Raw genomic sequence first — 24,553 nt, forward strand, 5'->3', positions numbered from 1 at the left:
CGGCATCGCGCTATGCGCCTCCCGTCACGCGCAACACTTCCTCGAGCGACGTCGCACCGGCCGCGAGCCAGCGCTCGGCGTCGTCGCGCAGCGTGCGCATGCCTTGCGCGCGGCCCGCGGCGAGAATTTCCGCGTCGGCCGCGTTGCGGTGGATCAGCGAGCGGATCGCGTCGTCGATCACCAGCAGCTCGTACACGCCGCGCCGGCCCGCATAGCCCGAATGCCCGCACTTCGCGCAGCCGACCGGATGCCACGCGGTACGGCCTTCTTCCTGCCGTTCTTCCTTGCACACCGGGCAGAGCTGGCGCACCAGACGCTGCGCGAGCACGCCGAGCAGCGACGACGCGAGCAGGTACGGCTCGACGCCCATGTCGGTCAGACGCGTGACCGCCGATGCCGCGTCGTTGGTGTGCAGCGTCGCGAGCACGAGGTGGCCCGTCAGCGACGCCTGCACCGCGATCTGCGCGGTTTCGAGGTCGCGGATTTCGCCGATCATGATCACGTCCGGGTCCTGACGCAGGATCGAACGCAGCGCACGTGCGAAGGTCATCCCGATCCGCTCGTTCACCTGCGTCTGGCCGATGCCGGACAGGTCGTATTCGATCGGATCCTCGACGGTCATGATGTTGGTCGTCGCCGTTTCGAGCCGCGACATCGACGCGTACAGCGTCGTCGTCTTGCCCGAGCCGGTCGGCCCCGTTACCAGCACGATCCCGTGCGGGCGGCCGATCAGCTTGTCGAATTGGCCGAGCGTGTCGCGGCCCATCCCGAGCGCTTCGAGGTTCAGCCGCTGCGCATCCTTTTCCAGCAGACGAAGCACCGCACGTTCGCCATGCCCGGTCGGCAGCGTCGACACGCGCACGTCGACCGGCCGGCCGCCGACGCGCAGCGTGATGCGGCCGTCCTGCGGCAGGCGTTTCTCGGCAATGTCGAGTTGCGCCATGATCTTGATCCGCGAGATCAGCGCGCCGTGCAGCGCCTTCTTCGGGCGCACGACGTCGCGCAGCGTGCCGTCGACGCGAAAGCGCACGACCGACGCGTTCTCGAACGGCTCGATGTGGATGTCCGACGCCTGTTCGCGCGCCGCTTGCGTGAGCAGCGCGTTGATCATCCGGATGATCGGCGCGTCGTCTTCCGATTCGAGCAGATCCTCGACTTCGGGGATGTCCTGCATCAATCGCGACAGGTCGACTTCGCCTTCGACCTCGCCGACGATCTGCGCGGCGCTGCCGTCCTGGCGCGCGTAGGCCTGGTTGATCGCCTGCGCGAGCTCGTCGGCCGGCACGCGGTGCACGGAAATCGAGCCGAAGTTGCGGGCGATTTCCGCGAGCGCCGCGTCGCTCGTGCGTTCGCTGATCCACACCTCGAGCGTGTCGTCGAGCTGGTGCGCGATCAGCACCTGGCCGTTCTTCGCGAAGCCGTACGGCAACAGGCGAGCGGCGAGCGGCGACGGCGGCTGCCGCTCACCCGGCGCGCCGTCTGGGGCGGAGGACGCGCGCACGTCGCTCACTGCGAGACTCCCGGCGTGGCGGTCAGCGGTTGTTGCGGCACCGACTGCTGCGGCACGCTCTGCGGCTGCACGGGCGTCTGCTCCGGCATCGGCTGGGCCGGGACCGGCACCACCTGTCGCTGCACCTGCTGACGGCGCATCTTGTCGAGATCGAACAGGTTGCCGGCCGGCGTACCGCCCTGGCTCGGGCCGAGCGGCATCGGCGGGACGACCGGATCGTCCTTGTCGCGCATCACGTTGTTGTCCGACTTGTATGCGCCCGTCACGCCCTGGACGTAGTCGTAGCGGTTGGCCGTGACTTCCTGAGCGGTATTGCGATCACTGATGATCACCGGGCGCAGGAACACCATCAGGTTGGTTTTCTGGCGTTGCTTCGATTCCGAACGGAACAGCTGGCCGATCCACGGAATGTCGCCGAGCAGCGGTACCTTGCTGTTCGATACCTGATAGTTGTCCTGCATCAGGCCGCCGAGCACGATGATCTCGCCGTTGTCGGCCAGGATCGTCGACTGGATCGAGCGCTTTGTGAAGGTCGGGCCGGTCTGCGCGCTCGTCGTGCCGGCGACAACTGCCGAATCCTCGGTATAGAGCTGCAGCTTGAGGATCCCGCCGTCGGTAATCTGCGGCTTCACGTGCAGCGTCAGGCCGACGTCGCGCCGGTCATAGGTGTTGAACGCGTTACTCGTCGTGCCGCTCGTCAGGTTCGAATACGAACCGGTCGCGATCGGCACGTTTTCGCCAACCACGATCTTCGCTTCCTCGTTGTCGAGCGTGACGAGGTTCGGCGTCGACAGCACGTTCGCGTCGCTCACGCCCGAGAAGTACTGCAGCAGCGCACCGAGTCCCTGCACGCCGAACATGTTGTGCAGCCAGCCGATGTTGAGGCCCTGGTTGAGCGTCGACAGATTGGCCGCCAGGCCGGCGCCGGTGGTACCCGAGGTACCCGTCGTCAGGTTGATGATGCTGTTGCCCGCCACGTTGCCGGCCACGGCCGCCAGGTTCGTGCCGCCGAGGAACTGGCCGCTCGCCACCTGCCACTGGATCCCGAGGTTGCCCTGTGTCGTCGAGTTCAGCTCGACGATCAGCGCTTCGATGTAGACCTGCGCACGCCGCGCGTCGAGCTGGTCGATCACCGAGCGCAGGTTCCGGTAGACCGGATCGGATGCAGTGATGATCAGCGAGTTGGTGGCCGCGTCGGCCTGGATCATCCCGCCCGGCTGGTTGTCGTCGCTCTTGTCCTTGTCGCCGCCGAGCAGGCCGGCCGTGCCCAGGCCGCCGCTGCCCGACGAGCCGCTGCCGTAGGACGACGAAGACGAGCTGCCGAGGCCACCGGATGGCAGCGGCGGGGTGCCGGACGTGCCGGTCGAGAAGTTGCCGCTCGACGACGAGCCACCGCTCTGGTTGAAGCTGTTCGCATCGTTGGATGACGCCGACGAGCCGCTGTCGTTGCCGCCCTTGCCGAGCATCCCGCGCAGCGTCTTCGCGAGCTTCACCGCATCCGCGTTGCGCAGCGGCACGACGTGCATGTTGCCGGGCACAGCGCTCGGCGCGTCGAGCTGCTGCGCGAGGCGCTTGGCGGCAGCGAGGCGCGCGGCGCTCGATGCGCGCAGCAACAGCGAATTGGTACGCGGGTCGGCCGTGACCGACACCTTCAGCGTCGCATCGCTGTTGCCGATCGCGCCCGGATCGAGCATCTTCTGCATCTGCGCGGCGAGGTCGATCGCGTTCGCGTTGCGCAGCGGCACGACCTGGACCTGGGCGCCCGCGGCGTTGTCGACACCCGCGATGATCCGCGCGATGCGGCGAACGTTGTCCGCGTAATCGGTGACGACGATCGTGTTGTTCGCCGGGTAGGCGGTGACCGTGTTGTTCGGCGAGATCAGCGGCCGCAGCACCGGCAGCAGGTTGTTCGCCGATTCGTTGTGCAGCTCGAACACCTGCGTGATGACCTGGTCGCCGCGCGCCTGCGGCGTGTTGCCGACATAGGTCGGCACGCCCTGCAGCTTCGCGTCGGCCTCGGGCACGACCTTCAGCACCCCGTGATCCTGCACGAGCGCGAAGCCCTGCATACGCAGCGCCGACTGCAGCGTTTTCAGCGCCTGGTCTTCCGGCACCGACCGTTCGGCAACGAGATTGAGCTGCCCCTTCACGCGGGGGTCGACGATGATGGTCTTGCCGGTTGCGGCGCCGATCGCCTTGGCGACCTGGTCGATGTCCGCATTCACGAAATTGAGCGTGACCTGAGCGTAGGCGGCCTGCGAGACGATGATGCCGGCGGCGATCAGGGTCGTGGCAACGCGCCGCATAACGAAGCGATTTCTTGTCATGGATGAATGGGTCGATGCCGGCTCAGGCCACTTCCGGCGGTAGTGCTGGGATCCAAGTCCTAAAGGCGCGACATTAGCAGTTTTTCATGTCCGAAATATCACATTGATCCGAGGACTGTCTCACATACGACATGTACCCGGCGCAGTGTATGTGATATGTAAGATTGGACGCCTGGTCGGCATTCCGGTCATCGCCGTCGATTTGCGATGAATCGACGCGGAAATACGCTATAACCGGGCTGCCGTCTTCCCGTATGTCGCGACGTGACGGACTGCCGGTATGATACGGGCGGCACGTTTCTCGTCGCACGAATAAAGAACACGGGTTTTCCCGACCCTCACGCAATTTCCTTTTCGTTTCCGCACCATGAACAGACGGTTCGCTTCGATCGCGCTGATCGCCGCCGGCGTATGGTTTGCCTGCGGAAACGCGCGCGCGGATTGTTTCGACGAGGCCGCCCGGTACCAGAAGGTCAATCCGCTGATCCTGCGTGCGATCGCGTGGCAGGAATCGCGCAACCGGCCCGATGCGCTGAACAAGAACAACAACGGCTCGGTCGACTACGGCCTGATGCAGATCAACTCGATCCACCTGTCGACGCTGTCGCGCTACGGCATCGGCCGCGACACGCTGATGGAGCCGTGCAAGAACGTCTACATCGCCGCGTGGCACTTGCGCCAGAAGATGAATCGCTACGGCAACACATGGCAGGCCGTCGGCGCCTATCATTCGGAAACACCGTCGCTGCGCGACAAGTACGCGCGGCAGATCGCCGGGATCCTGACGCAGTGGAAGCTGCTTCCGCCCACCCGGTGACGCCGCGCCGCATCGCGCGCTGACGCGGTGCCGCTCGGCCGGCGCGCGTTTGATGCACAATGCGGGCTCACGCCGCAGTTTCGCCCGGCCCCTGGCCGATCGCGCCCCCTGAAGGGCGTCGCGGCTGCTTTTTCATTTTTTCCGTTGGTGCATATCGCTATGAATCCGGCAATGAACCAGCCGTTGCCCGTCACCGTGCTGTCCGGTTTTCTCGGCGCCGGCAAGACCACGCTGCTCAAACATATCCTCGCGAACCGCGCGGGCCTGAAGGTCGCCGTAATCGTCAACGATCTCGCGGCGGTCAACATCGACGCATCGCTCGTGCGCGATGCGCAGGCGCTGTCGCAGGTGGAAGAGCGTCTCGTCGAAATGTCGAACGGCTGCATCTGCTGCACGCTGCGCGACGACCTGCTCGTCGAAATCCGCAATCTCGCGGCGGACGGCCGCTTCGATGCGATCTTGATCGAGTCGACCGGCATCGCCGAGCCGATGCCGATCGCCGAAACCTTCACGTTCGTCGACGACGACGGCGCATCGCTGGCGAGCGTCGCGCGGCTCGACACGCTCGTCACGGTCGTCGACGCGTTCAATTTTCTGCGCGACTACGGTTCGGACGATGCGCTCGCTGCGCGCGGCATCGCCGCGTCGGACGAAGACGATCGCACACTCGTCGAGCTGCTGATCGAGCAGATCGAATTCTGCGACGTGCTGGTGATCAACAAGGCCGATCTCGTCGGCGCGGACGAACTCGCGCGCCTGCAGCACATCCTCGCGCGGCTCAATCCGCGCGCGCACCAGGTCGTATCGACGTTCGGCAATGTGCCACTCGCCGAAGTGCTGAACACCAGCCGTTTCGATTTCGACGAAGCCGCGAACGCGCCGGGCTGGCTCGCGTCGCTCGATCACGATCACACCGATTGCGACGATCCCGACTGTCACGATGCGCATCATGCGCACGTGCACGGCGAAGCCGACGAATTCGGCATCGGTAATTTCGTCTACCGTGCGCGCCGGCCGTTTCATCCGGCGCGACTCTGGGCGCTTCTGCATCGGGAGTGGCCGGGCGTGCTGCGCAGCAAGGGATTCTTCTGGCTCGCGACGCGCAACGACATCGCAGGTTCGCTGTCGCAGGCGGGCGGCGTATGCCGGCACGGCCCCGCAGGCCTCTGGTGGGCCGCGCAGGATCGTGCGGAATGGCCGGACGATGACGAGCTGCTCGGCGAAATTCGTGCGGAATGGCAGGGTGATCTCGACGACCGCTCGGTCGGCGATCGTCGTCAGGAACTCGTGCTGATCGGCATCGGTCTCGACGCCGACGCATGGCGCGCGAAGCTCGACGCGTGCCTGCTCACCGATACGGAATTCGCGCTGGGCGCCGAGCAATGGAGCGCATTCGACGATCCGTTTCCAGCGTGGGACGTCGACGCGCACGACGACGAAGATCCCGGCGACGCGCAGATCGTGCACGCGTAACGGCCGGTAAAAACGGCTCGCGTAAAACAACCGTCAATTCTTGCAAGACGGGCGCGGACTGTGGCAAAAATGCCGCGCGCGCCCAACAAAAAACCCGCCGAATGGCGGGTTTTTTTTGAACAGGCGCTGGTTTAACGCTTGTTGACGGCGTCCTTGAACGCCTTGCCAGCCGTGAACTTGACCGTCTTGGCTGCCGGGATCTTGATGGTTTCGCCGGTCTTCGGGTTGCGGCCCGTACGTGCTGCGCGCTTGCCCGAACCGAAGCTGCCGAAGCCGATCAGCTGAACCGCATCACCCTTCGACACGGCCTTCTTGATGACTTCGAGCAGCGTGTCCAGCGTTTCGCCGGTTTGAGCCTTGCTGGCGCCCGTTTGGGCGGCGACGGCGTCGATCAGTTCCTGTTTGTTCATTAAGGTTCCTTTTTCAGGTTAGGTTGACACGAACAGCGCGAACGCGCCGATTATACGTGCGCGAACCGTGCCGTCGAGAGTCTGACTCCAACGGCACAGCGCCGAATCCTGGCCCGCGCGACGTGCCGTCCGGCTTGCCGGAGGCCACCCCGCGGTACGGCGTTGCTATGATAGCGCAGCGCAAACCCAATAACGACAAGGGTTTCAAAGATTTTCATCGGTATTTCGCCGAATGAATCGTCGATTGCCCGTTTTTTGACCTGCGCCAACCGGACAGGATACGCAGCCGGGTCCGCCCGCGCGCAACGCCGTTGGTTTTTGCCAACGGCGTCGCGGACGCCTCCGCGCAATCCCTTGCCAGGCTTGGCTGCCACGTTTTTTGTTTCGCATGCCCGACCGACTCGTTCCCGCCACGCTCGCCGTTCGCGACGACGGCACGCTCGTCTCGCCGCAGTACGGCGACCTCCATCGCGACGCGTCGTGCGCGCTCGCACACGCGAATCGCATGCTCGCCGGCAACGGGCTGCCGGCCCGCTGGCACGGCAGCCGCACGTTCACGATCGTCGAGACCGGGTTCGGCGCGGGCGGCCGCTTCCTCGCGACCTGGGCCGCATGGCGTGACGATCCGCAGCGCTGCGAGCGGCTGCATTTCGTCGCGGTCGAACCGCATCCGTTCTCGCGCGACGACCTGCGTCGTGCCGTTTCAAACATGGCCGAGTGCGCAACCATTTCGGAGAACGTATCGACGTGCGCCGCTGCACTCGTCGACGCGTGGCCGATGCTCGTGCCCGGCCTGCACCGGCTCGAATTCGACGCCGGGCGTGTGGTGCTCACGCTCGCATTCGGCAATGCGCAGGACCTGCTGCAACGGCTCGTCGCGCGCGCCGATGCGTTCTATCTTGGCCATCGCGCATCGGCCGGGCATGACGATTCGTTGTCGGCCGACGTGATTCGCGCGCTCGCACGCATCGCCGCGGAAGGCGCGACTTACGCAACGCATTCGCACGACGACACCGTGAAACATGCACTCGATGCATCTGGCTTCACGCATCGAGACGTCGACGATTGCGCAGGCGAACAGGCGCTGCGCGTCGGCGAATATGCACCGCGCTGGCACATGCGCCGGCACGAACCGCCGCGCGCGTTGCCGGTTTCCGAGCGCAGCGCGATCGTGATCGGCGCGGGCCTCGCAGGTTGCGCGGTGGTCGAACGCCTCGCCGCGCGCGGCTGGGACGTCACGCTGATCGAGCGGCACGAGCGGATCGCGAGCGAGGCGTCAGGCAATCCGGCCGGCGTATTCCATCCGTTGATGACGCGCGACGACAACATCGCGAGCCGGCTCACGCGCACCGGTTTTCTGCATGCGCTCGCACGCTGGCGCGCACTCGAAGCGGCCGGTCATGCGTTCGCGCGCAGCACGCACGGAATGATCCATCTCGCGGAATCGGCCGACGATTTCATACGGATGCGCGACGCATTCGATGCACTCGGCACGCCATCCGACTACGCATCGCTGCTCGATACCAACGCCGCGCGCGCGCATCTGAACCTGCCGGTCGCGCATGGCGGCCTGCTGTTTCCGCAGGGCGGCGCCGTGTGGCCGGCCGGGCTCTGCGCAGCGCAATTCGCGGCCGCCGGCGAGCGCGCGACACTTGTCGCCGGCACCGAAGTCGCACGGCTCGAACGGCACGGCGACGCATGGCGTGCACTCGATGCGGCGGGCGGCACGCTGGCCGAAGCGCCGGTCGTCGTGCTTGCGAACGCGGGTGACGCCGTGCGGCTCGCAGGCCTGCGGCATGTCGCGGTACAACCGGTGCGCGGTCAGCTCACGCTGCTGCCGCCCGGCAGCACTGCGCCACTGCCATGCCCGACGATCGGCGACGGTTACGCGGTGCCCCTCGACGACGGCACGCTGCTGATCGGTGCGACCTTCGAGCCCGACGACGTCGATCCCTCGATGCGCACCGCCGGACATATCGATAACCTCGAGCGCGTCCGGCGTCTGCTGCCCGGCCTGATCGGCGATCTGCCGGCCCCGGATGCGCTGCGCGGTCGCGTCGCGTTCCGCTGGGTCGTCGCCGACCGGGTGCCGCTGATCGGTCCGCTCGCCGACGAAGCGCAGGCCGTCGCGAATGCACGCTCGCTGAGCGGTGCGAAGGCGCGCGACCTGCCGCGCACCGCCGGTCTCTACGGCGCATTCGGCTACGGCTCGCGCGGCCTCGTGTGGGCCGCACTCGGCGCGGAGCTCATCGCGTCCCAGCTCGAAGGCGAGCCGCTGCCGCTCGAGCGCGAACTCGCCGATGCCGTCGACCCGGCGCGGTTTCTGATCCGCGCATTGCGAGGTCGTCACATCGGCTGACACCTACCGGCCGATTGGTCGGTCGAATCCTCACAGTCTTCCTATTTTTTCGTGCAAGGTTATCCACGCAGCGCTGTGGATAACCGCGCAAAATCCGCACGCACTTCGTGTGCAATCACAGTGGACGTAAACTGGGCAACTCGGCACAGCTGTGAAGCGGCCCAAAAGTTGCTCAACTCAAACCTCTGTGAGCAAACAGTCTGTGCAACGGGTTATGGCAGCGCCAACACATTGATCTTGCTACGTAAACCAGAGTTATCCACAGAATCGAGCCTGCTTTGTTAACTCCTACTACGTATATATACGGATAAACCTTTGAAACCAAAGACCTGTGATGCCTCACAGCACCGCAAGTCGATTCAATCGGTTCCAGAGCGAAAAAGCTGTGGCACAATCGGTTTCCTTCGCGTCAGTTCGGCCAAGCGCCGGACATGCTTCAACGGAACGGTCGGCTCGTTTTCGAATCTGAATCTTCGAGACTGCGTAGTCCGTTCACACACCAGGCCGACAATCCAGATCGGCAACCTGAACGACATTTCCGCCGGATGGCGGAACAGGCGAATCCCATGTCTCGCCGTCGTCGACCACAACAATCACATTCGGGGCGATACCCAGCCGGCGCGCATCTCATTTCTGACGCTTGACCCCGCGTCGCTGGCGGTTGCTTCCAAAGGAGAAGTCACCACGATGAAGTCGGCGTTCTCATTCCTGCCCAACTGGCCGCTGTCGCCGGATGCCGTGTTCTGGGCCGGGCTCGCGTTGTTTGCGGCCGGTCTCTGTGGCGAGCTGTGCTATCGCGCGTGGCGGTTGCCGCGCATTACCGGTTATGCGGTGATCGGTCTCGTCGCCGGGTCGTTCGGATTCGGCGTGATCGATTCGAGTACCGACGAAACTTCGCGGCTGCTGATGAATGTCGCGCTCGGCCTGCTGCTGTTCGAGCTCGGCAGTCGCCTCGACCTGAAATGGATTCGTCGCAATCCGTGGCTCATCGCATCGAGCCTCGCGGAGGCGACGCTCACGTTCGTGCTCGTGCTGTTCGTGATGCTCGCGCTCGGCGTGTCGGGCATGGTCGCGCTCGTGCTGTCGGCGATCGCGATCGCGACGTCGCCATCGATGGTGATCCAGCTGAAGACCGAACTGCGCGCGGAAGGGCAGGTGTCGCAGCGTCTCATCACGCTGACCGCGCTCAACAGCGTGTACGCGATCGTACTGACCAAGCTCGTGACGAGCTGGCTTCACCAGGAAGCGTACGGGAACGTTTTCGCGACGATCCTGCAACCGCTTTACCTGATCGTCGGTTCGTTCATCGTCGCGTATCTGGTCGCGCGCTCGTGCAACTACCTGTTCCGCCACATGACCTCGACGATGCGCGACGAGCATTCGTTCGTCGCGCTGTTCGGCCTCGTGATGCTTGCGATCGCGGTTGCCCAGGCGCTGAAGCTGTCGACGCTGCTCACGCTGCTGCTCGCGGGCATCATCGTGAAGAACCTGGAAGCGCGTCCGCAGCTGTGGCCGGAGCATTTCGGCACGGCCGGCTGGCTGCTGACGGTGGTCCTGTTCGTGCTGACGCTCACGTCGTTCACGTGGGGCGACATCGCGCTCGGCGGGCTGTTCGCGATCGCGCTGATCGTCACGCGGCTCGCCGCGAAGCTGGCCGGCGTCGTCGTGTTCGCGAAGCCGAGCGGGCTCGGGATGAAGCAGGGCGTCGCGCTCGGCATCGCGCTCACGCCGATGTCCGCGCTGTCGTACCTGCTCGTCGACGACACCTACCAGCTTTATCCGAATTTCGACCCGCACCTGCGCGCGATCGTGATGTGCTCGATCGTGATCCTGCAGCTCGTCAGCCCGTTCGTCGTCTACCGATGCCTGTCGGCGGTCAGCGAACGTAGCGACAGAAACTGATTCCGGAACCTGCCATGGCACTCGAAACCTTCGTCAATTCCGAACCGTTCACGTTCGGTGTCGAACTGGAGATCCAGGTCGTCAACACGCACAACTACGATCTGACCAAGGCTGCATCCGACCTGATGCGCCTGATTCAGGGCGAAACCTTCCCCGGCAACATCACGCCGGAAATCACCGAGAGCATGATCGAGCTGTCGACCGGCATCTGCCATTCGCACGAGCAGGCGGTCAGCGAGCTGCATGCGATCCGCGACGTGCTCGTGAAGGCGGCCGACCAGCTCAACGTCGGACTCGGCGGCGGCGGCACGCACGCGTTCCAGCAATGGAGCGACCGGCAGATCTACGATGCGCCGCGCTTCCAGTACATCTCGGAGCTGTACGGCTATCTCGCGAAGCAGTTCACGGTGTTCGGCCAGCACGTGCACATCGGCTGCCCGGATCCGGACAGCGCGCTGTTCCTGCTGCACTCGATGTCGCGCTTCATTCCGCACTTCATCGCGCTGTCCGCGTCTTCGCCGTTCGTGCAGAACGTCGACACCGGTTTTCATTCGGCGCGCCTGAACTCGGTGTTCGCGTTCCCGCTGTCGGGCCGAGCGCCTTTCGTGCTGACCTGGGACAGCTTCGAGGAGTACTTCACGAAGATGGTCAACACGGGCGTCGTCAACTCGATGAAGGACTTCTACTGGGACATCCGCCCGAAGCCCGGCTACGGAACGATCGAGGTGCGCGTGATGGATACGCCGCTGTCGGTCGACCGCGCGGCGGCGATTGCGTGCTACATCCAGACGCTCGCGCGCTACCTGCTGACCGACCGGCCGCTGAAGCTGTCGGAGGACGACTACCTCGTCTACACGTTCAACCGGTTCGAAGCGTGCCGCTTCGGGCTCGAGGGTACCTGCGTCAATCCTCAGACGGGTGAGCGCCGCACGATCGCCGAGGACATCCTCGACACGCTCGACCGGATCGCGCCGCATGCGGCCGCGCTCGGCTCGCGCGCGGCGCTCGACGAGATCGGCGCGCTCGCGAAGGCGCGCGTCAACGACGCGTCGTGGTTGAGAACCGTTTTCAAGCAGGAAAAATCGCTGAACGAGACGGTTCGCCAGCAGTGCCTGCGCTGGCGCGAATGAAAATATGTTTTGCAGATTACAGGCTCGACCGCGCGGCGATTCGCTGGACGACGGTCGACGCCGATTCGGCCCGATCGTGTTGCCAATCGTCCTGAAATTCTGTGGATAACCGGATATTCCGCTTCAAAGTCAATGCTCTGCGGGCTGGATAACCCGGTGGATCCGGGCCGCCGGCACGGCGGCCGATCCGAACAGGAAAATGTTTTCGTGTCCCGCCGCACGGCCCGCGGACATTGCAGGCACAACGAAAAAAAACGGTTATCCAGCGATTTTCCACAAAATGAAGGGGATAACTTAGCTGTGCGATTTTCCGCTCTCGCTTAGAATGTCGGCTTTGCGGACACCGGAACGACGCGTGTCTCACCGGTCGCCGCGAACGCGACCGCCGCGTGTGCCTCGCGACGGCCGTGTCGACGCTCTTCAACGGGCGTCTGTTTTGAGATAGACATTCGATCTCCACACTACGGCTGCTCGGCAATCCGGGCGGCGGCAAAGCGAAAAGACTATGAGCGAAGGCGTTTACGGGAATCAGGCTTCGGGACGTGTGACCCACAGCCTGCTGCGGTTGAGTACGGCCATGCGAAGCCAGGCATGGGATTGGGCGGAAGGCGCGGGCCTCACGCCGACGCAGGGCGAGATCCTGGTGCTGCTGCTGCAGCGCAAGGGCCCGATGCGGCTCGGCGAGATCGCGCGCGAGACGCAGCTCACCGCCGCGACCACCAGCGATGCGGTCAGCACGCTCGAGACGAAGGGGCTCGTCGAGAAGCGTCGTGCGCTGGACGACGGCCGCGCACTCGCGGTGCGCCTGTCGGCCCGCGGCCGTACGGCGGCAAAGAAGGCGCTGCAATGGCCGGAATTCCTGACGAAGGCGGTCGGCAAGCTGGGCGCGGACGAGCAGGGCACGCTGTATCGCGCGTTGCTGAAGACGTTGCGCGAACTGCAGGTGGCCGGCGTGACGCCGCCGCAGCGCATGTGCCTGACGTGCTCGTCGTTCCAGCCGGGCAAGCCGTCGAAGAAGACGCTGCACCATTGCGCGACGCTCGACATCTCGATGGCCGACAGCGATCTGCGTCTGGACTGCTCGGTGCACGAAGAAGCCGACGCGGCGACGCAAAAGAAGACCTGGAAGATTTTCGCCGGCTGACGTCCGTCGATCGACCGGGAGGCCGATGATGAACGCTGAAGTAGTGGCGATCCGCCATGTGCATTTCGAGGACCTCGGCAGCTTCGAGCAGGTGCTCGGGGAGCGCGGCCGTCGGGTGCGTTACGTCGACGTCGGCTCGTCGCGCTTCGAGGTGCTCGACGCGCTCCAGCCGTCGCTGTTCGTCGTGCTCGGCGGCCCGCTCAGCGTGTACGACGATGCGCAGTACCCGTCGATCGCGCCGCTCGCGGCGCTCGTGCGCCGGCGCATCGACGCGGGCCTGCCGATCCTCGGCATCTGTCTGGGGGCGCAGTTCATCGCCCGTGCGCTCGGTGCGCGCGTCTATCCGGCTGCGCAGGTGGAACTCGGCTGGGCGCCGCTGACGCTCACCGACGCGGGCCGCGCGTCGCCGTTGCGTCATCTCGATGGTGCTGCGACGTCGATGCTGCACTGGCACGGCGACACGTTCGATCTGCCGGGCGGCGCGATCCATCTCGCGTCGACGCCCGTGTGCCGCCACCAGGCGTTCGCGTGGGGGCAGCATGTGCTGGCGCTGCAATGCCATCCGGAAATCCGCGCCGACCGCTTCGAACCCTGGCTGATCGGGAACGCAGGCGAGATCGCGTCGACGCCCGGTATCGACGCGCGCCAGTTGCGTGCCGATACCGCGCAGCATGGTCCCGTGCTCGAGACGGCCGCGCGGCGCATGTTCGCGGAGTGGCTCGACAGCGTCGGGCTTTGATCCCGCCCATTCCGGACTGAGCGTGACCGGCTCGCATTCGGGCCGGCTTCGCCGTGCATCCCGTGTCGCCGTCGGCCGTGTGCCGGCCCCGACCTGACCATCCGCTTACTGCCGATCCGGTCGCCAGCACGCTTGCAGGCTGCGTGCTACGCTCGTCTGCTCTTTCCCCTTCCTGGCGAGCGGCATCCATGACTGCGCTGTTTTCCCCGTTCACGCTGCGCGGCGTGACCCTTCCGAACCGTATCGTGATCTCCCCGATGTGCCAGTACTCCGCCGAGCGCGGCGAGGCGACCGACTGGCACATGATTCATCTCGGCCATCTCGCGCTGTCGGGCGCGGGCCTGCTCTGCATCGAAGCGACCGCCGTCGAACCCGATGGACGCATCACGGCCGGCGACCTCGGTTTGTGGGACGACGTGACCGAAGCGGCGCTCAAGCCCGTGCTGGCGTCGATCCGCAAGTACTCGCCGGTCCGCGTTGCGATGCAGCTGTCGCATGCCGGGCGCAAGGCGTCGAGCGAGGTGCCCTGGAAGGGCGGCCAGCTCGTATCCGTCGCCGACGGCGGCTGGCTGCCGCATGCGCCGTCGGCCGTTCCGCACAAGGACGGCGAGACGCCGCCGCTGGCGCTCGATGCGGCCGGCCTGAACCGGATCCGCGCAGCGTTCGCGGCGGCCGCCAAGCGCGCGGCACGCCTCGGCATCGACGCGATCGAAGTGCACGCGGCGCACGGCTATCTGCTGCATCAGTTCCTTTCGCCGATCTCGAACCGGCGCACCGACGAATACGGCGGTTCGCGCGAGAACCGGATGCGCTTCCCGCTCGAAATCTTCGACATCGTGCGCGCGGCGTTTCCGGAGGACCGGCCGGTTGGCGTGCGTGTGTCCGCGACCGACTGGGTCGAGGGCGGCTGGGAGCTCGACGACACGATCGCGTTCGCGCACGAACTGAAGCGGCGCGGCTGCGACTGGATCGACGTGTCGTCCGGCGGTGTGTCGCCGCTGCAGAAAATTCCGCTGTCGCCGGGTTACCAGGTGCCGTTCGCGCAAGCCGTGAAGCGTGCGGTCGGGATGCCGACGATCGCGGTGGGCCTGATCAACGAGCCCGCGTATGCGAACCGCCTGATCGAGGCCGGCGACGCCGACTTCGTCGCGATGGCGCGCGCGATGCTGTACGACCCGCGCTGGCCGTGGCATGCGGCCGCCGAGCTCGGCGCGCAGGTGTCGGCGCCGCCGCAGTACTGGCGCTCGCAGCCGCGCGAGCACAAGGCGTTGTTCGGCGACATCGAATTCGGTCAGCGCTGAGCGTCATGCGCGCAACATTGCGCGCGATGTTGAACGAAGCAATCGTGAACGTGTAGGATGCGGGTGATTCGCCGCATGCCCCGACGCGGCACCGAGCGGTGCCGCGTTTTCGTTTGCGCGGCACAGGGCCGCGATCGCGGCCGTCTTCCATTCAAGTCGTCTTCACAAGGATTCGTTCGATGAGTTCACGCAGGATCGCGGTGCGCCGCTCGGGAGTACACGGCAAGGGCGTGTTCGCGGTGGAACCGATCAAGGCCGGCGAGCGCGTAGTGGAATACAAGGGCGAGCGGATTTCATGGAAGGAAGCGCTGCGTCGCCATCCGCACGACCCGAACGAGCCGAACCATACGTTCTACTTCGCACTGGAAGAGGGTGGCGTGATCGACGGCAAGATCGACGGCAACAGCGCGCGCTGGATCAACCATTCGTGCGCGCCGAACTGCGAGGCCGAGGAGATCAAGGGCCGCGTGTTCATCCACGCGCTGCGCGACATCGGCCCGGAAGAGGAGCTGTTCTACGACTATGGCCTCGTGATCGACGAGAAGCTCACGAAGAAGCTCAAGCGCGAATACGCGTGCCATTGCGGCGCGGCGACGTGTCGCGGCACGCTGCTCGCGACGCCGGACGACGACGGCAAAAAGAAAAAGAAGAAGGACAAGAAGGACGGCAAGTCCGAGTCCGGCGCGAAGGACAGGAAAAAGAAGAAGTGAACCACGCGGCCGCGCATCGCGCGCGGCTGCGTTGCCGGATGGCCGCCGTGCGCCGTATCGCCGCGCAGCCCGGCCATCCATCCCGATGCGGGCCCGCCGTTCCTGGCTCAGTGCGTCGGTGTGGCGGCCGGCGTTTCGCTGGTCGGCGTCTCGGCCCGTTCGGCGAGCGGCACGCGCACCACGAAGCGCGAACCGCCTTCCGACGCGTCTTCATACGACACCGTGCCGCCGTGCATCGCGATGATGTCGTGCACGATCGCGAGGCCGAGCCCGGCCCCCGTCTCGACGCCGTTGCCGCTTTGCGCATCGCCGCGGAAGAACCGCTTGAACAGGTCCGCCTGCTGGTTCGCGGGCACGCCCGGGCCGTTGTCCTCGACGACGATCTCGGCGGCGGGCTGGCCGCTCTCGAGCGCGCCGCGTGCGACGTTCACCGTGATCCGCGCACCGTCCGGCCGCGCGAGCGGCACATACTTCAACGCATTGTCGAGCAGGTTCGCGATCACCTCGCGCAGCAGCACCGGGTTGCCACGCACGTTCAGCTTTTCATCGTCGCCGGGTTCGTCGCTGCGCTGGAAGCCGAGGTCGACATGCGACGCGAGCGCGCGCGGCACCCATTCGGCGCCCGTCTCGAACGCCATCGCCGCAAGGTCGACGTCGACGAAACGCGCGGCCTGCTCGCCCGGCCCCGCGCGCGCGAGCGACAGCAACTGGTTCGACAGCCGCACCGCGCGGTCGGCGGCGGCGCGTAGTTCGCGCACCGCGGTATAGGTCTGTTGCGGGTCGCGCGCGACGGCCGCCTGCTCGGCATGCAGCTTCACGGCCGTGAGCGGCGTGCGCAACTGGTGCGCGGCATCGGCGATGAACTTGCGCTGCGCGTCGAGCGCCGTCTTCAGGCGGCCGAGCAGCGCATTCATCGCGCTCGTCAGTGGCCGGATCTCGAGCGGCACGTCGGTTTCGTCGACCGGCTCCAGCGACGTGTGGGTCTGCCGGTTCAGCGAATCGGCGAGATGGGTGAGCGGGCCGAGCTGCTGGTTCACGACGCGCCACACGATGCCCCAGCCCGCGAGCAGCAGCAGCAGCAGCGGCATCATGATCGCGACGAGGAATTCGGCGGCGATCCGGTAGCGGTGCCGCACCGGCTGCGCGACTTCGACCACCATCGGCCGGCCGCCCTCGACATCGTCGACGCGCACCTGCGCGACCCGCACCGCGCGGTTATCGTACTCGGCTTCGAACACGTACGCGTGATGCATGCGGCGCACGTTGATGCCCTGCAGCGGCAGCTTCGGGTCGCCGGCGAGCTCCTGCTCGCCGTCGCTGATCCGGTAGATCAGCGCCTCGGCCGGATCGGAGAACATCGCCTGCGCGAGCGGCGGCACCGTGAACGGCGCGTCGGGGCCGGCGATCTGGATCTGTTTGGAGATGGCGGTCGCGAGATCGGCGAGCGAGCGGTCGATCACGTGTTGCGTGTATTGCCACGCGAGCCAGTAGGCAATCAGGCCGCTCATCAGCGCGAGCATCGACAGCGGCGCGGCGAGGCGCCGGAGCAGCGAGCGGCGCAGGCTGGTGGTTACAGCCGGATCAGAAGACATTTCGACGGGCAAATGGATAAGCGCCGCTCACGGGGAGCGGCGCGGTCGTGCGTCGGATGGCGACGCGGGCAGGGCGCTCGCCGGCGGCGGCACGTGGCCGGCCGGCGTGCGGCACCGCTCAGACGCTCGCCGTCTGGCGGATTTCCTGCAGCAGGTAGCCGAAGCCGCGCACCGTGACGATTTCGACACGGCACTGCTCGAGTTTCTTGCGCACCCGGTGCACGTAGACTTCGATCGCGGTGTCGCCGAGATCGCCGCCGAAGTGCGTGAGGTGATCCTGCAGCTGGGCTTTGCTGACGACGCGGCCATGACGCAGCAGCAGCATCTCGAGCACCGCGAACTCGCGCGGCGACAGTTCGAGCGGCTTGTCGTCGTTGAAGATGCGGCGATCGACGCCCGACAGGCGGACGCCGCCGAGCGACACTTCCGGACGCGGCATGTCGCTGTGCGGGCCGCTGCGGCGCATCACCGCGCGGATGCGCGCTTCGAGCTCGGCCGGTTCGAACGGCTTGAGCATGTAGTCGTCGGCGCCGGAGTTCAGGCCCTGGATCCGGTCGTTCAGTTCGTCGCGAGCGGTCAGCACGATGACGGGCGTGTGGCGGTTCGTCTGGCGGAAACGCGTGAGCAGCGTCATCCCGTCGATGCCCGGCAGGCCGAGGTCGAGGATCACGAGTTCGTGGCGGTTCTGTGCCAGCGCCTGTTCGGCAAAAATGCCGTCATGCACCATGTCGACGGTGAAGCCAGCCTGCTCGAGGCTGCTTTGGATACCGCGTGCGATGGGGCGGTCGTCTTCGATCAGAAGGAGTCGCATGAAGTTCGCTCAAGTACAATGGGTTGGCGGTTCAGGCACGCGGACAGCACGACGCCGTTTCCACAGGGGCGCCGCTTCGCCTGACATCAAGCATGGCGGCCAGCGAACGATTAAATCCAATCATGTCCGATATTTCGATCCACGACCTCGAAGCCGCGATCAATTTCTGGCGCGCCCGCTCGCCGTCGAGCGGCGACGAACTCAAACTCTGCGAAGAGGCCAACGCGCTCTCCAAGCCGTATGCGCTGCTGATTGTACAGCGCGAAAGCGCGCTGCAACTGGAAGGTTTGGACCCCAAGGCGCGGAAAGCGTACGAGACTTACGTGCGCCTTAAGGATGGCTTGGAAAGCTGAAGGCTTCCACTGAGTACATCCTAGAAAACGTTCATCGAAATGAAAAGTTGACGCGCCGCGCGTCGAAAGATGCGCGGCGGCAGAGGAAACGCTCAGGCCGCGGGTTGGGTGTGCGCGCAGACCTGATCGATGAATTGCGCGAGCTGGATATCGCGTTCGGTCAGGCCGTCCGCGTCGTGGGTCGACAGCGTCACGTCGACGCGGTTGTACACGTTGAACCATTCCGGGTGGTGATTCATTTCCTGCGCCTTGATCGCGACGCGCGTCATGAAGCCGAAGGCCTCGTTGAAATCGGCGAAGCGCAGGCTGCGCTGGATCGCGTCGCGGCCCGGCACGGCCGTCCAGTGCGGCAGGCCTTCGAGCCGGGTCTTGCGTTCTTCGGATGTGAGCTTGTGGATCATGTTGCACCTCGTTCGGTAACGGCGCTCGCGCGCGGGCAGAGGCCGCGCGGCAAAGCCGGTACCGGTCATTGTTTCATAGTTGGCGAACGGGCATCCGGAGGCGGGCGCCAGTGTTTGCATCACGCGTCCGGGTCGTCCGGCCAACCTTCGCCCGTGCCGCGCTGCAGCACGCGGTCGCCGTCGATCACCGCGCCGGCCGGGAATTCGGGCAGTTCGGCGAGCCGCTCGGCCAGCGCATGGCCGTCGACGTCGGCGAGCGCGAACAGCTGCGCGAAATCGTCGATCACGAAGTAGGTCTTCTGGAACGTGTCGATCCGATACTTCGTGCGCATCACGCGCTCCAGTTCGAAGCCGAGCCGGTTCGGCGCCGCGCTTTCGAGGCTGTACAGGCTCTCGCCCTTGCTCGACACGATCCCCGCGCCGTAGATCGACAGCCCGTTCGTGCCATTCGGGTTGCGGATCAGGCCGAACTCCACCGTATACCAGTACAGCCGCGCCAGCCGCGCGAGCGCTGCTTCGTCGTCCGCGACCGCGACCGCGAGCGCGGTACGGCCGTACGCCTGCATGTAGTCCGCGAATACCGGGTCGATCAGCAGCGGCACGTGGCCGAACAGATCGTGGAAGCAGTCCGGTTCCTGCAGGTAGTCGAGCTGGTCGGGGCGCCGCATCCACCAGGTGACCGGAAAGCGCCGGTTCGCAAGGTGTTCGAAGAACACGCGATCGGGCACGAGGCCCGGCACCGCGACGATTTCCCAGCCCGTGGCGGGCTTCAGCTGGCGGTTCACGTCGGCGAACGACGGCACGCGGTCGGCCGGCAGGTCGATCTTCCCGAGTCCGGCGACGAATGCGTCGCACGCGCGTCCGCGCAGCAGCGCCGACTGTCGCGCATAGAGCTGCTGCCACACCGCGTGGTCGACCTGGCCGTAGCGTTCGAGCGGCTGGTCGATGGTGAAATCGGCGCGGGTTTCGAGGCCCGCGTCGAACTGCTCCTGCAGTTTCGCGGTGACGACGGTGGACATGATCGGGCTCTGCATGCCGTGGTTGGGAATCATGCAAGTGTAGAGCGGCAGCCGTGCGGAATGGGCGCAAAGATGGCGTGGATTTACATGTTGATGCGATAATTGCGCATCAAATCAGGAATTTATGCGGAGAATGCTCATGCTGGAACTCGATCACTTCGATCTCGCGCTGCTGGACGTGCTGCAGCGCTTCGGACGCGCGACGCACCAGCAGCTCGGCGAGGAGGTGCCGCTGTCGCCGTCGCAGATCGGCCGGCGGCTGCAGCGGCTGGAAGCGGCGGGCGTGATCGAAGGCTACCGTGTGATGCTGCGCCCCGAGAAGCTCGGGCTCGGCGTCACCGCGTTCACGAGCCTGAAGCTCAAGCACCACGGCGATTCGATCATCGAGCAGTTCCAGCAGCAGATCGACGTGCTGCCCGAAGTGCTCGAATGCCATGCGGTGGTCGGCGATGCCGACTATCTGCTGCGGATCGTCGCGCCGGACCTGAACGCGCTGTCGCAGTTCGTGATGAAGAAGCTGATGCGCGTGCCGGGTGTCGACAGCGTGCGCTCGAACATCGTGCTGACGACCTTCAAGCGCAACGGCGCACTGCCGCTCGCGCATCTGGCGCCCGGCGCGGCATGATGCGGTGGCCGGGCCGGCGGCGGGGTACAAGGCCTCGCCGCGGCGAGGGCCGGATCAGGCCGCTTCGGACTGCGTATCGGCGTTCAGCAGGTCGACGTACGCGACCGCAACGAGATCGTCCGACGACACGCCGAGCTTCGCGAACACGTCGTGCGCTTCGGCCTCTCCGCCGGCTTCATCGTCGTCCGGGCCGAGCACGACTTCCAGTTCGATGAAGTCGCCGAGGCCGTCGACACGGTCGAGGTGGATGCGCGTGCGGCCGGCCAGGTACACGTGCCGCTCCTTCGTCACGATCCCGCGCGTGGTCAGTGCGGTCGCGAGCAGCGAATGCATCGCGTCCGGGTTCGTGACCGGGCTGCGCGTGTAGTACGACGCCTTCGGGCCGTCGCGGTCGTCGCGCTGGTAGAAGATCAGCTCGGCCGGCGTACCGTCCTCGAAGCGGCGCAGTTTCAGCCGGCCGCGCGGCACGTCGTAGAAGAAATCCTGCTGGCGGTAGAAGAGCGGCGCTTCGGTGGCGAGCGCCGCCGCGCGTTCGCGCAGTTGGTCGAATTCGCGGGCGCGGGCTTTGATCTCGATGTTGCGGGCCATGCGGGTCTCCTTCAATCCGGGGTCTCGCGGTGTGCGAACGCACAATCTAGCAAAAAGCTTGCGATGGTGGCGTGACGACGCGGTGATGCGAGGCGGGGCGGGCGATCGGGCTCGACCGCGATGGTGCGGGGCGCGCGACTACGATTGCCCGATTGCCAACACGTCACGCATTGCAGTTCATCGAACGCCCGCCCACGACGCCATCAGCCGCACTCATATCGCCCACTGAGTCTCGATCAGCCGCAGCGCAGCCGTGATCGCAGGCTCGTCGCGCCGCTCGGTGAGCGTTACGAACGTCAGTTGGGTCGGCATCGTCACGCGTTCGACGATCGTCAGCGCATGCGCGTGCGCTTCGGCCAGCGCGGTCGAATCGCGCGCGAGCGTCAGCCCGATGCCCGATTTGACGAGATCGAGCATCGATTGCTCCTGGTCGACCTCGGCAACCTTGACCGGCTGCGCGCCGGCCGCCGCGAACACGCGCGACAGCAGCCGGTGATGCGCGGATGCCGGCGGCGTCCAGATCCATGGCAGCGCGGCGAGCGCGCGCCAGTCGTGCGCTCGCTGCACGCGCTCGCGCCAGCCGGCCGGTGCGAGCACGCGGTACTGGAAATGCGTGAGCGTGACGGTGTGGAAGAGCGCATCGTCGCGCGGATCGTCCTCGCCGGGCCGGCCGATGTAATAGCCGACGTCGAGTGCCCGCGCACGCACCTGTTCGAGCACCCATCCCGACATCCCGTGCCGCAGCGCGGTTTCGACCTGCGGGTGGGTTTCGACCAGCGCGCGCAGGAAGCCGCCGAGCCGCAGGAAGCCCGGATCCAGAATCGTGCCGATCCGGAGCCGGCCGCGCACCTCGTGCCGCAGCGCAGCAGCGGCGCGCGCGACGTCGGCGGCCGCAGCCAGCGCGCGCTCCGCGTGCGGCAGCAGCGTCTGGCCGTCGCGCGTGAGCGCGAGCCCGCGCGACGTGCGCGTGAACAGCGCGACGCCGAGCGTTTCCTGCAGATGCTTGATCTGCAGGCTCACGGCCGGCTGCGTCACGTGCAGTTGGGCAGCGGCCCGCGTCAGATTGCCTTCTCGGGCGACCGTCGCGAACGCGCGGAGCAGGGTGAGATCCATCGTCGTGATATGAGTGCAGCTTATAACGCAGTTCAGCATAACTCATTGGATCGCCGGCCGGCTGCGGGAGTACGCTTCATCAATCGCGTCACCGGCGGCGCACTATGCTGGAATGAGAGCAGCGTTGCGCCGCGCGTTGGACAACAAAAAGATTGGGGTGGGATACGAGCAAGCGCTGAGGTGCTAACTTCGTCCAGCTTCGCGGTGGGACCCGAGTAGGCGTTGAAGCACTGACTCAGGTCGACCGCCGTGGGGATGGAGTAAGCGCCAAAGCGCTGACTCGGGTCGACAGGAGACATACCGTGACTACTCAACGCACGCTCGAGGGCGAATTCGATTACGTGATCGTCGGCGCAGGCACCGCAGGCTGTGTGCTCGCGAACCGCCTGACCGAGGATCCCGACATCCACGTGCTGCTGCTCGAGGCGGGGGGCAAGGACGACTACCACTGGATCCACATCCCGGTCGGCTATCTGTACTGCATCGGCAATCCGCGCACCGACTGGCTGTACAAGACGCAACCAGAGGCAGCGCTGAACGGCCGCGCGCTGTCGTATCCACGCGGCCGCGTGCTCGGCGGCTGCTCGTCGATCAACGGGATGATCTACATGCGCGGCCAGCGCGAGGATTACGACAGCTGGGCGCAGGAAACCGGCGACGCCGGCTGGTCGTGGGACAGCGTGCTGCCGATCTTCAAACGCAGCGAGGATCACCATGCAGGCGCAAGCGACGCGCACGGCGCGGGCGGCTACTGGCGTGTCGAGAAGCAGCGGCTGCGCTGGGAGATCCTCGAATCGTTCGCGCAAGCCGCGCAGCAGACGGGCATCCCGGCAACCGACGATTTCAACCGCGGCGACAATTCCGGGGTCGGCTATTTCGAGGTGAACCAGAAGCGCGGCGTGCGCTGGAATACGTCGAAGGCGTTCCTGCGGCCCGCGATGACGCGCCCGAACCTGACCGTGATCACCGGCGCGCAGGCACAGCGGGTGGTTTTCGACGGGCGGCGCGCGGTGGGTGTCGAATATCGTGGCGGCGGCACCGATTACGTCGCGCGTGCCCGCGCCGAAGTGCTGCTGACCTCAGGCGCGGTGAATTCGCCGCAACTGCTCGAACTGTCGGGCATCGGTGCGGGGCACCGGCTGCAGGCGCTCGGCATCGACGTCGTGCAGGACCTGCCGGGCGTCGGCGAAAACCTGCAGGATCACCTGCAGCTGCGGATGGCATATCGCGTCGAAGGTGTACGCACGCTCAACACGCTGTCCGCGCACTGGTGGGGCAAGCTGATGATCGGCGCCGAATATGCGCTGCTGCAACGCGGGCCGATGTCGATGGCGCCGTCGCAGCTCGGCGCATTCGCAAAATCCGATCCCGACGATCCGGCGCTCACGCGTCCCGATCTCGAATACCACGTGCAGCCGCTGTCGCTCGAGCGCTTCGGCGAGCCGCTGCACCGTTTCAACGCCTTTACCGCATCCGTGTGCCATCTGCGGCCGAGCTCGCGCGGCAGCGTGCATGTCGCCAGCCCCGATTCGGGTGTGGCGCCCACGATCGCGCCGAACTATCTGTCGACCGATCACGATCGCCATGTCGCCACGAACGCGCTGCGACTCACGCGCCGGATCGCGTCCGCGCCGGCGCTCGCGCGCTACCGTCCCCAGGAGATCCTGCCGGGCACGCAGTATCAGACCGAAGCGGAACTGATCGAAGCGGCGGGGGCCGTCGGCACCACGATCTTCCATCCGGTCGGGACCTGCCGGATGGGCCGCGCGGACGACGATCGCGCGGTCGTCGACAGCCGGTTGCGCGTGCGCGGCATCGCCGGGCTGCGGATTGTCGACGCGTCGGTGATGCCGTTCATCACGTCCGGCAACACGAATTCGCCGACGCTGATGATCGCGGAGCGCGCGAGCGACATGATCCGCGCCGATCGTCGCGCATCGCGCGAAGAAGCGACGCAGGTGCGAACGGAAACGGTGATGACCGCGGCATGACACATGCCGACACGCGCTGACATACGCCGACCCGCGCGACAGCGGGCGGCCACGCAGGCGTCTGCTGATTCGCCATGCGAAGCAACTTGCACGGTGCGCCCGGTTGTCGTGCTCGAACGGGCTGGATCATGAAGCGGCGCATCGAGCGCGGCTTGCATTGTGTCTAGCGGACGAGCGGGCGCAGCCTGACGCGTACCGTCGACGATGATGCGCGCGCCAAAAAACGCGTCGAAAAACC

21 protein-coding genes are annotated in these 24,553 nt (G+C 66.0%); 12 read left to right on the forward strand and 9 right to left on the reverse strand.

The window, feature by feature from the left end; translation table 11 throughout:
- Positions 1 to 10 precede the first annotated feature (10 nt).
- Together gspE and gspD are read right to left on the reverse strand one after the other, a co-directional pair.
- Positions 11 to 1,510, reverse strand: a complete 1,500-nt coding sequence (gene gspE / locus J7024_RS01400; protein WP_124830285.1) for a type II secretion system ATPase GspE — start codon at positions 1,508 to 1,510, stop codon at positions 11 to 13.
- A complete protein-coding gene (gene gspD, locus J7024_RS01405; protein WP_124830286.1) occupies positions 1,507 to 3,837 on the reverse strand; it encodes a type II secretion system secretin GspD in 2,331 nt (776 codons plus the stop codon). The genes gspE and gspD overlap by 4 nt, the downstream gene beginning before the upstream one ends.
- A 367-nt stretch (positions 3,838 to 4,204) precedes the next feature.
- On the opposite strand from gspD, the gene J7024_RS01410 reads away from it, so the two are divergent.
- Positions 4,205 to 4,654: a lytic transglycosylase domain-containing protein gene (locus J7024_RS01410; RefSeq protein WP_124830287.1), complete on the forward strand. Its 450-nt coding sequence runs from the start codon at positions 4,205 to 4,207 to the stop codon at positions 4,652 to 4,654.
- A gap of 159 nt (positions 4,655 to 4,813) precedes the next feature.
- The gene (locus J7024_RS01415; RefSeq protein WP_175761980.1) at positions 4,814 to 6,127 is read left to right on the forward strand and encodes a GTP-binding protein; all 1,314 of its coding nucleotides are present in this window, start codon (positions 4,814 to 4,816) and stop codon (positions 6,125 to 6,127) included.
- 131 nt (positions 6,128 to 6,258) lie between these two features.
- On the opposite strand, the gene J7024_RS01420 is transcribed toward J7024_RS01415, so the two are convergent.
- Positions 6,259 to 6,537, reverse strand: coding sequence for an HU family DNA-binding protein (locus J7024_RS01420; protein WP_006401505.1), 279 nt, complete (start codon positions 6,535 to 6,537; stop codon positions 6,259 to 6,261).
- Between the two features lie 388 nt (positions 6,538 to 6,925).
- Between J7024_RS01420 and mnmC the strand changes: the two genes are divergently transcribed.
- From mnmC to J7024_RS01455, 7 genes are all read left to right on the forward strand, one after another.
- The gene (mnmC, locus tag J7024_RS01425; RefSeq protein WP_175761979.1) at positions 6,926 to 8,896 is read left to right on the forward strand and encodes a bifunctional tRNA (5-methylaminomethyl-2-thiouridine)(34)-methyltransferase MnmD/FAD-dependent 5-carboxymethylaminomethyl-2-thiouridine(34) oxidoreductase MnmC; all 1,971 of its coding nucleotides are present in this window, start codon (positions 6,926 to 6,928) and stop codon (positions 8,894 to 8,896) included.
- 687 nt (positions 8,897 to 9,583) lie between these two features.
- Entirely contained in the window at positions 9,584 to 10,798 is a 1,215-nt protein-coding gene (locus J7024_RS01430; protein WP_124830291.1) for a cation:proton antiporter, read from the forward strand.
- A gap of 14 nt (positions 10,799 to 10,812) precedes the next feature.
- Positions 10,813 to 11,928, forward strand: a complete 1,116-nt coding sequence (locus tag J7024_RS01435) for a YbdK family carboxylate-amine ligase (protein ID WP_096506738.1) — start codon at positions 10,813 to 10,815, stop codon at positions 11,926 to 11,928.
- Positions 11,929 to 12,433: 505 nt separating this feature from the next.
- A complete protein-coding gene (locus J7024_RS01440; protein ID WP_096506737.1) occupies positions 12,434 to 13,072 on the forward strand; it encodes a MarR family winged helix-turn-helix transcriptional regulator in 639 nt (212 codons plus the stop codon).
- 28 nt (positions 13,073 to 13,100) lie between these two features.
- Positions 13,101 to 13,811 (forward strand): glutamine amidotransferase, encoded by a 711-nt coding sequence (locus tag J7024_RS01445; protein WP_124830292.1) that lies wholly within the window; start codon positions 13,101 to 13,103, stop codon positions 13,809 to 13,811.
- Positions 13,812 to 13,999: 188 nt separating this feature from the next.
- Positions 14,000 to 15,112 carry an NADH:flavin oxidoreductase/NADH oxidase gene (locus J7024_RS01450; protein WP_124830293.1) on the forward strand — a complete coding sequence of 371 codons (1,113 nt, stop codon included), beginning with the start codon at positions 14,000 to 14,002 and terminating at the stop codon, positions 15,110 to 15,112.
- A 179-nt stretch (positions 15,113 to 15,291) separates the two neighbouring features.
- Positions 15,292 to 15,822: an SET domain-containing protein gene (locus J7024_RS01455; protein ID WP_124830294.1), complete on the forward strand. Its 531-nt coding sequence runs from the start codon at positions 15,292 to 15,294 to the stop codon at positions 15,820 to 15,822.
- Between the two features lie 107 nt (positions 15,823 to 15,929).
- Here J7024_RS01455 and J7024_RS01460 read toward each other — a convergent pair whose 3' ends face one another.
- Complete coding sequence (locus J7024_RS01460; protein ID WP_234744742.1) at positions 15,930 to 17,414, reverse strand: sensor histidine kinase; 1,485 nt, start codon at positions 17,412 to 17,414, stop codon at positions 15,930 to 15,932.
- A 118-nt stretch (positions 17,415 to 17,532) separates the two neighbouring features.
- Positions 17,533 to 18,225, reverse strand: coding sequence for a response regulator (locus J7024_RS01465; RefSeq protein ID WP_006401494.1), 693 nt, complete (start codon positions 18,223 to 18,225; stop codon positions 17,533 to 17,535).
- 122 nt (positions 18,226 to 18,347) lie between these two features.
- Here J7024_RS01465 and J7024_RS01470 point away from each other — a divergent pair, with 122 nt between their 5' ends.
- Positions 18,348 to 18,578 carry a DUF3717 domain-containing protein gene (locus J7024_RS01470; RefSeq protein ID WP_069746363.1) on the forward strand — a complete coding sequence of 77 codons (231 nt, stop codon included), beginning with the start codon at positions 18,348 to 18,350 and terminating at the stop codon, positions 18,576 to 18,578.
- Positions 18,579 to 18,670: 92 nt separating this feature from the next.
- Here J7024_RS01470 and J7024_RS01475 read toward each other — a convergent pair whose 3' ends face one another.
- Together J7024_RS01475 and phhA are read right to left on the reverse strand one after the other, a co-directional pair.
- Complete coding sequence (locus J7024_RS01475) at positions 18,671 to 19,099, reverse strand: 4a-hydroxytetrahydrobiopterin dehydratase (RefSeq protein WP_409333480.1); 429 nt, start codon at positions 19,097 to 19,099, stop codon at positions 18,671 to 18,673.
- A complete protein-coding gene (gene phhA / locus J7024_RS01480) occupies positions 19,099 to 20,031 on the reverse strand; it encodes a phenylalanine 4-monooxygenase (protein ID WP_234744748.1) in 933 nt (310 codons plus the stop codon). The genes J7024_RS01475 and phhA overlap by 1 nt, the downstream gene beginning before the upstream one ends.
- A 106-nt stretch (positions 20,032 to 20,137) precedes the next feature.
- On the opposite strand from phhA, the gene J7024_RS01485 reads away from it, so the two are divergent.
- A complete protein-coding gene (locus J7024_RS01485; protein WP_006408082.1) occupies positions 20,138 to 20,623 on the forward strand; it encodes an Lrp/AsnC family transcriptional regulator in 486 nt (161 codons plus the stop codon).
- Between the two features lie 54 nt (positions 20,624 to 20,677).
- Here J7024_RS01485 and J7024_RS01490 read toward each other — a convergent pair whose 3' ends face one another.
- Positions 20,678 to 21,211 carry a class IV adenylate cyclase gene (locus J7024_RS01490; RefSeq protein ID WP_124830298.1) on the reverse strand — a complete coding sequence of 178 codons (534 nt, stop codon included), beginning with the start codon at positions 21,209 to 21,211 and terminating at the stop codon, positions 20,678 to 20,680.
- A 213-nt stretch (positions 21,212 to 21,424) separates the two neighbouring features.
- Positions 21,425 to 22,324, reverse strand: coding sequence for a LysR family transcriptional regulator (locus J7024_RS01495; RefSeq protein WP_124830299.1), 900 nt, complete (start codon positions 22,322 to 22,324; stop codon positions 21,425 to 21,427).
- Between the two features lie 302 nt (positions 22,325 to 22,626).
- Between J7024_RS01495 and J7024_RS01500 the strand changes: the two genes are divergently transcribed.
- Positions 22,627 to 24,315 (forward strand): GMC family oxidoreductase, encoded by a 1,689-nt coding sequence (locus J7024_RS01500; RefSeq protein ID WP_124830300.1) that lies wholly within the window; start codon positions 22,627 to 22,629, stop codon positions 24,313 to 24,315.
- Positions 24,316 to 24,553 lie beyond the last annotated feature (238 nt).

Source organism: Burkholderia sp. WTPI3, assembly GCF_021483755.1.
Lineage (GTDB): Bacteria > Pseudomonadota > Gammaproteobacteria > Burkholderiales > Burkholderiaceae > Burkholderia.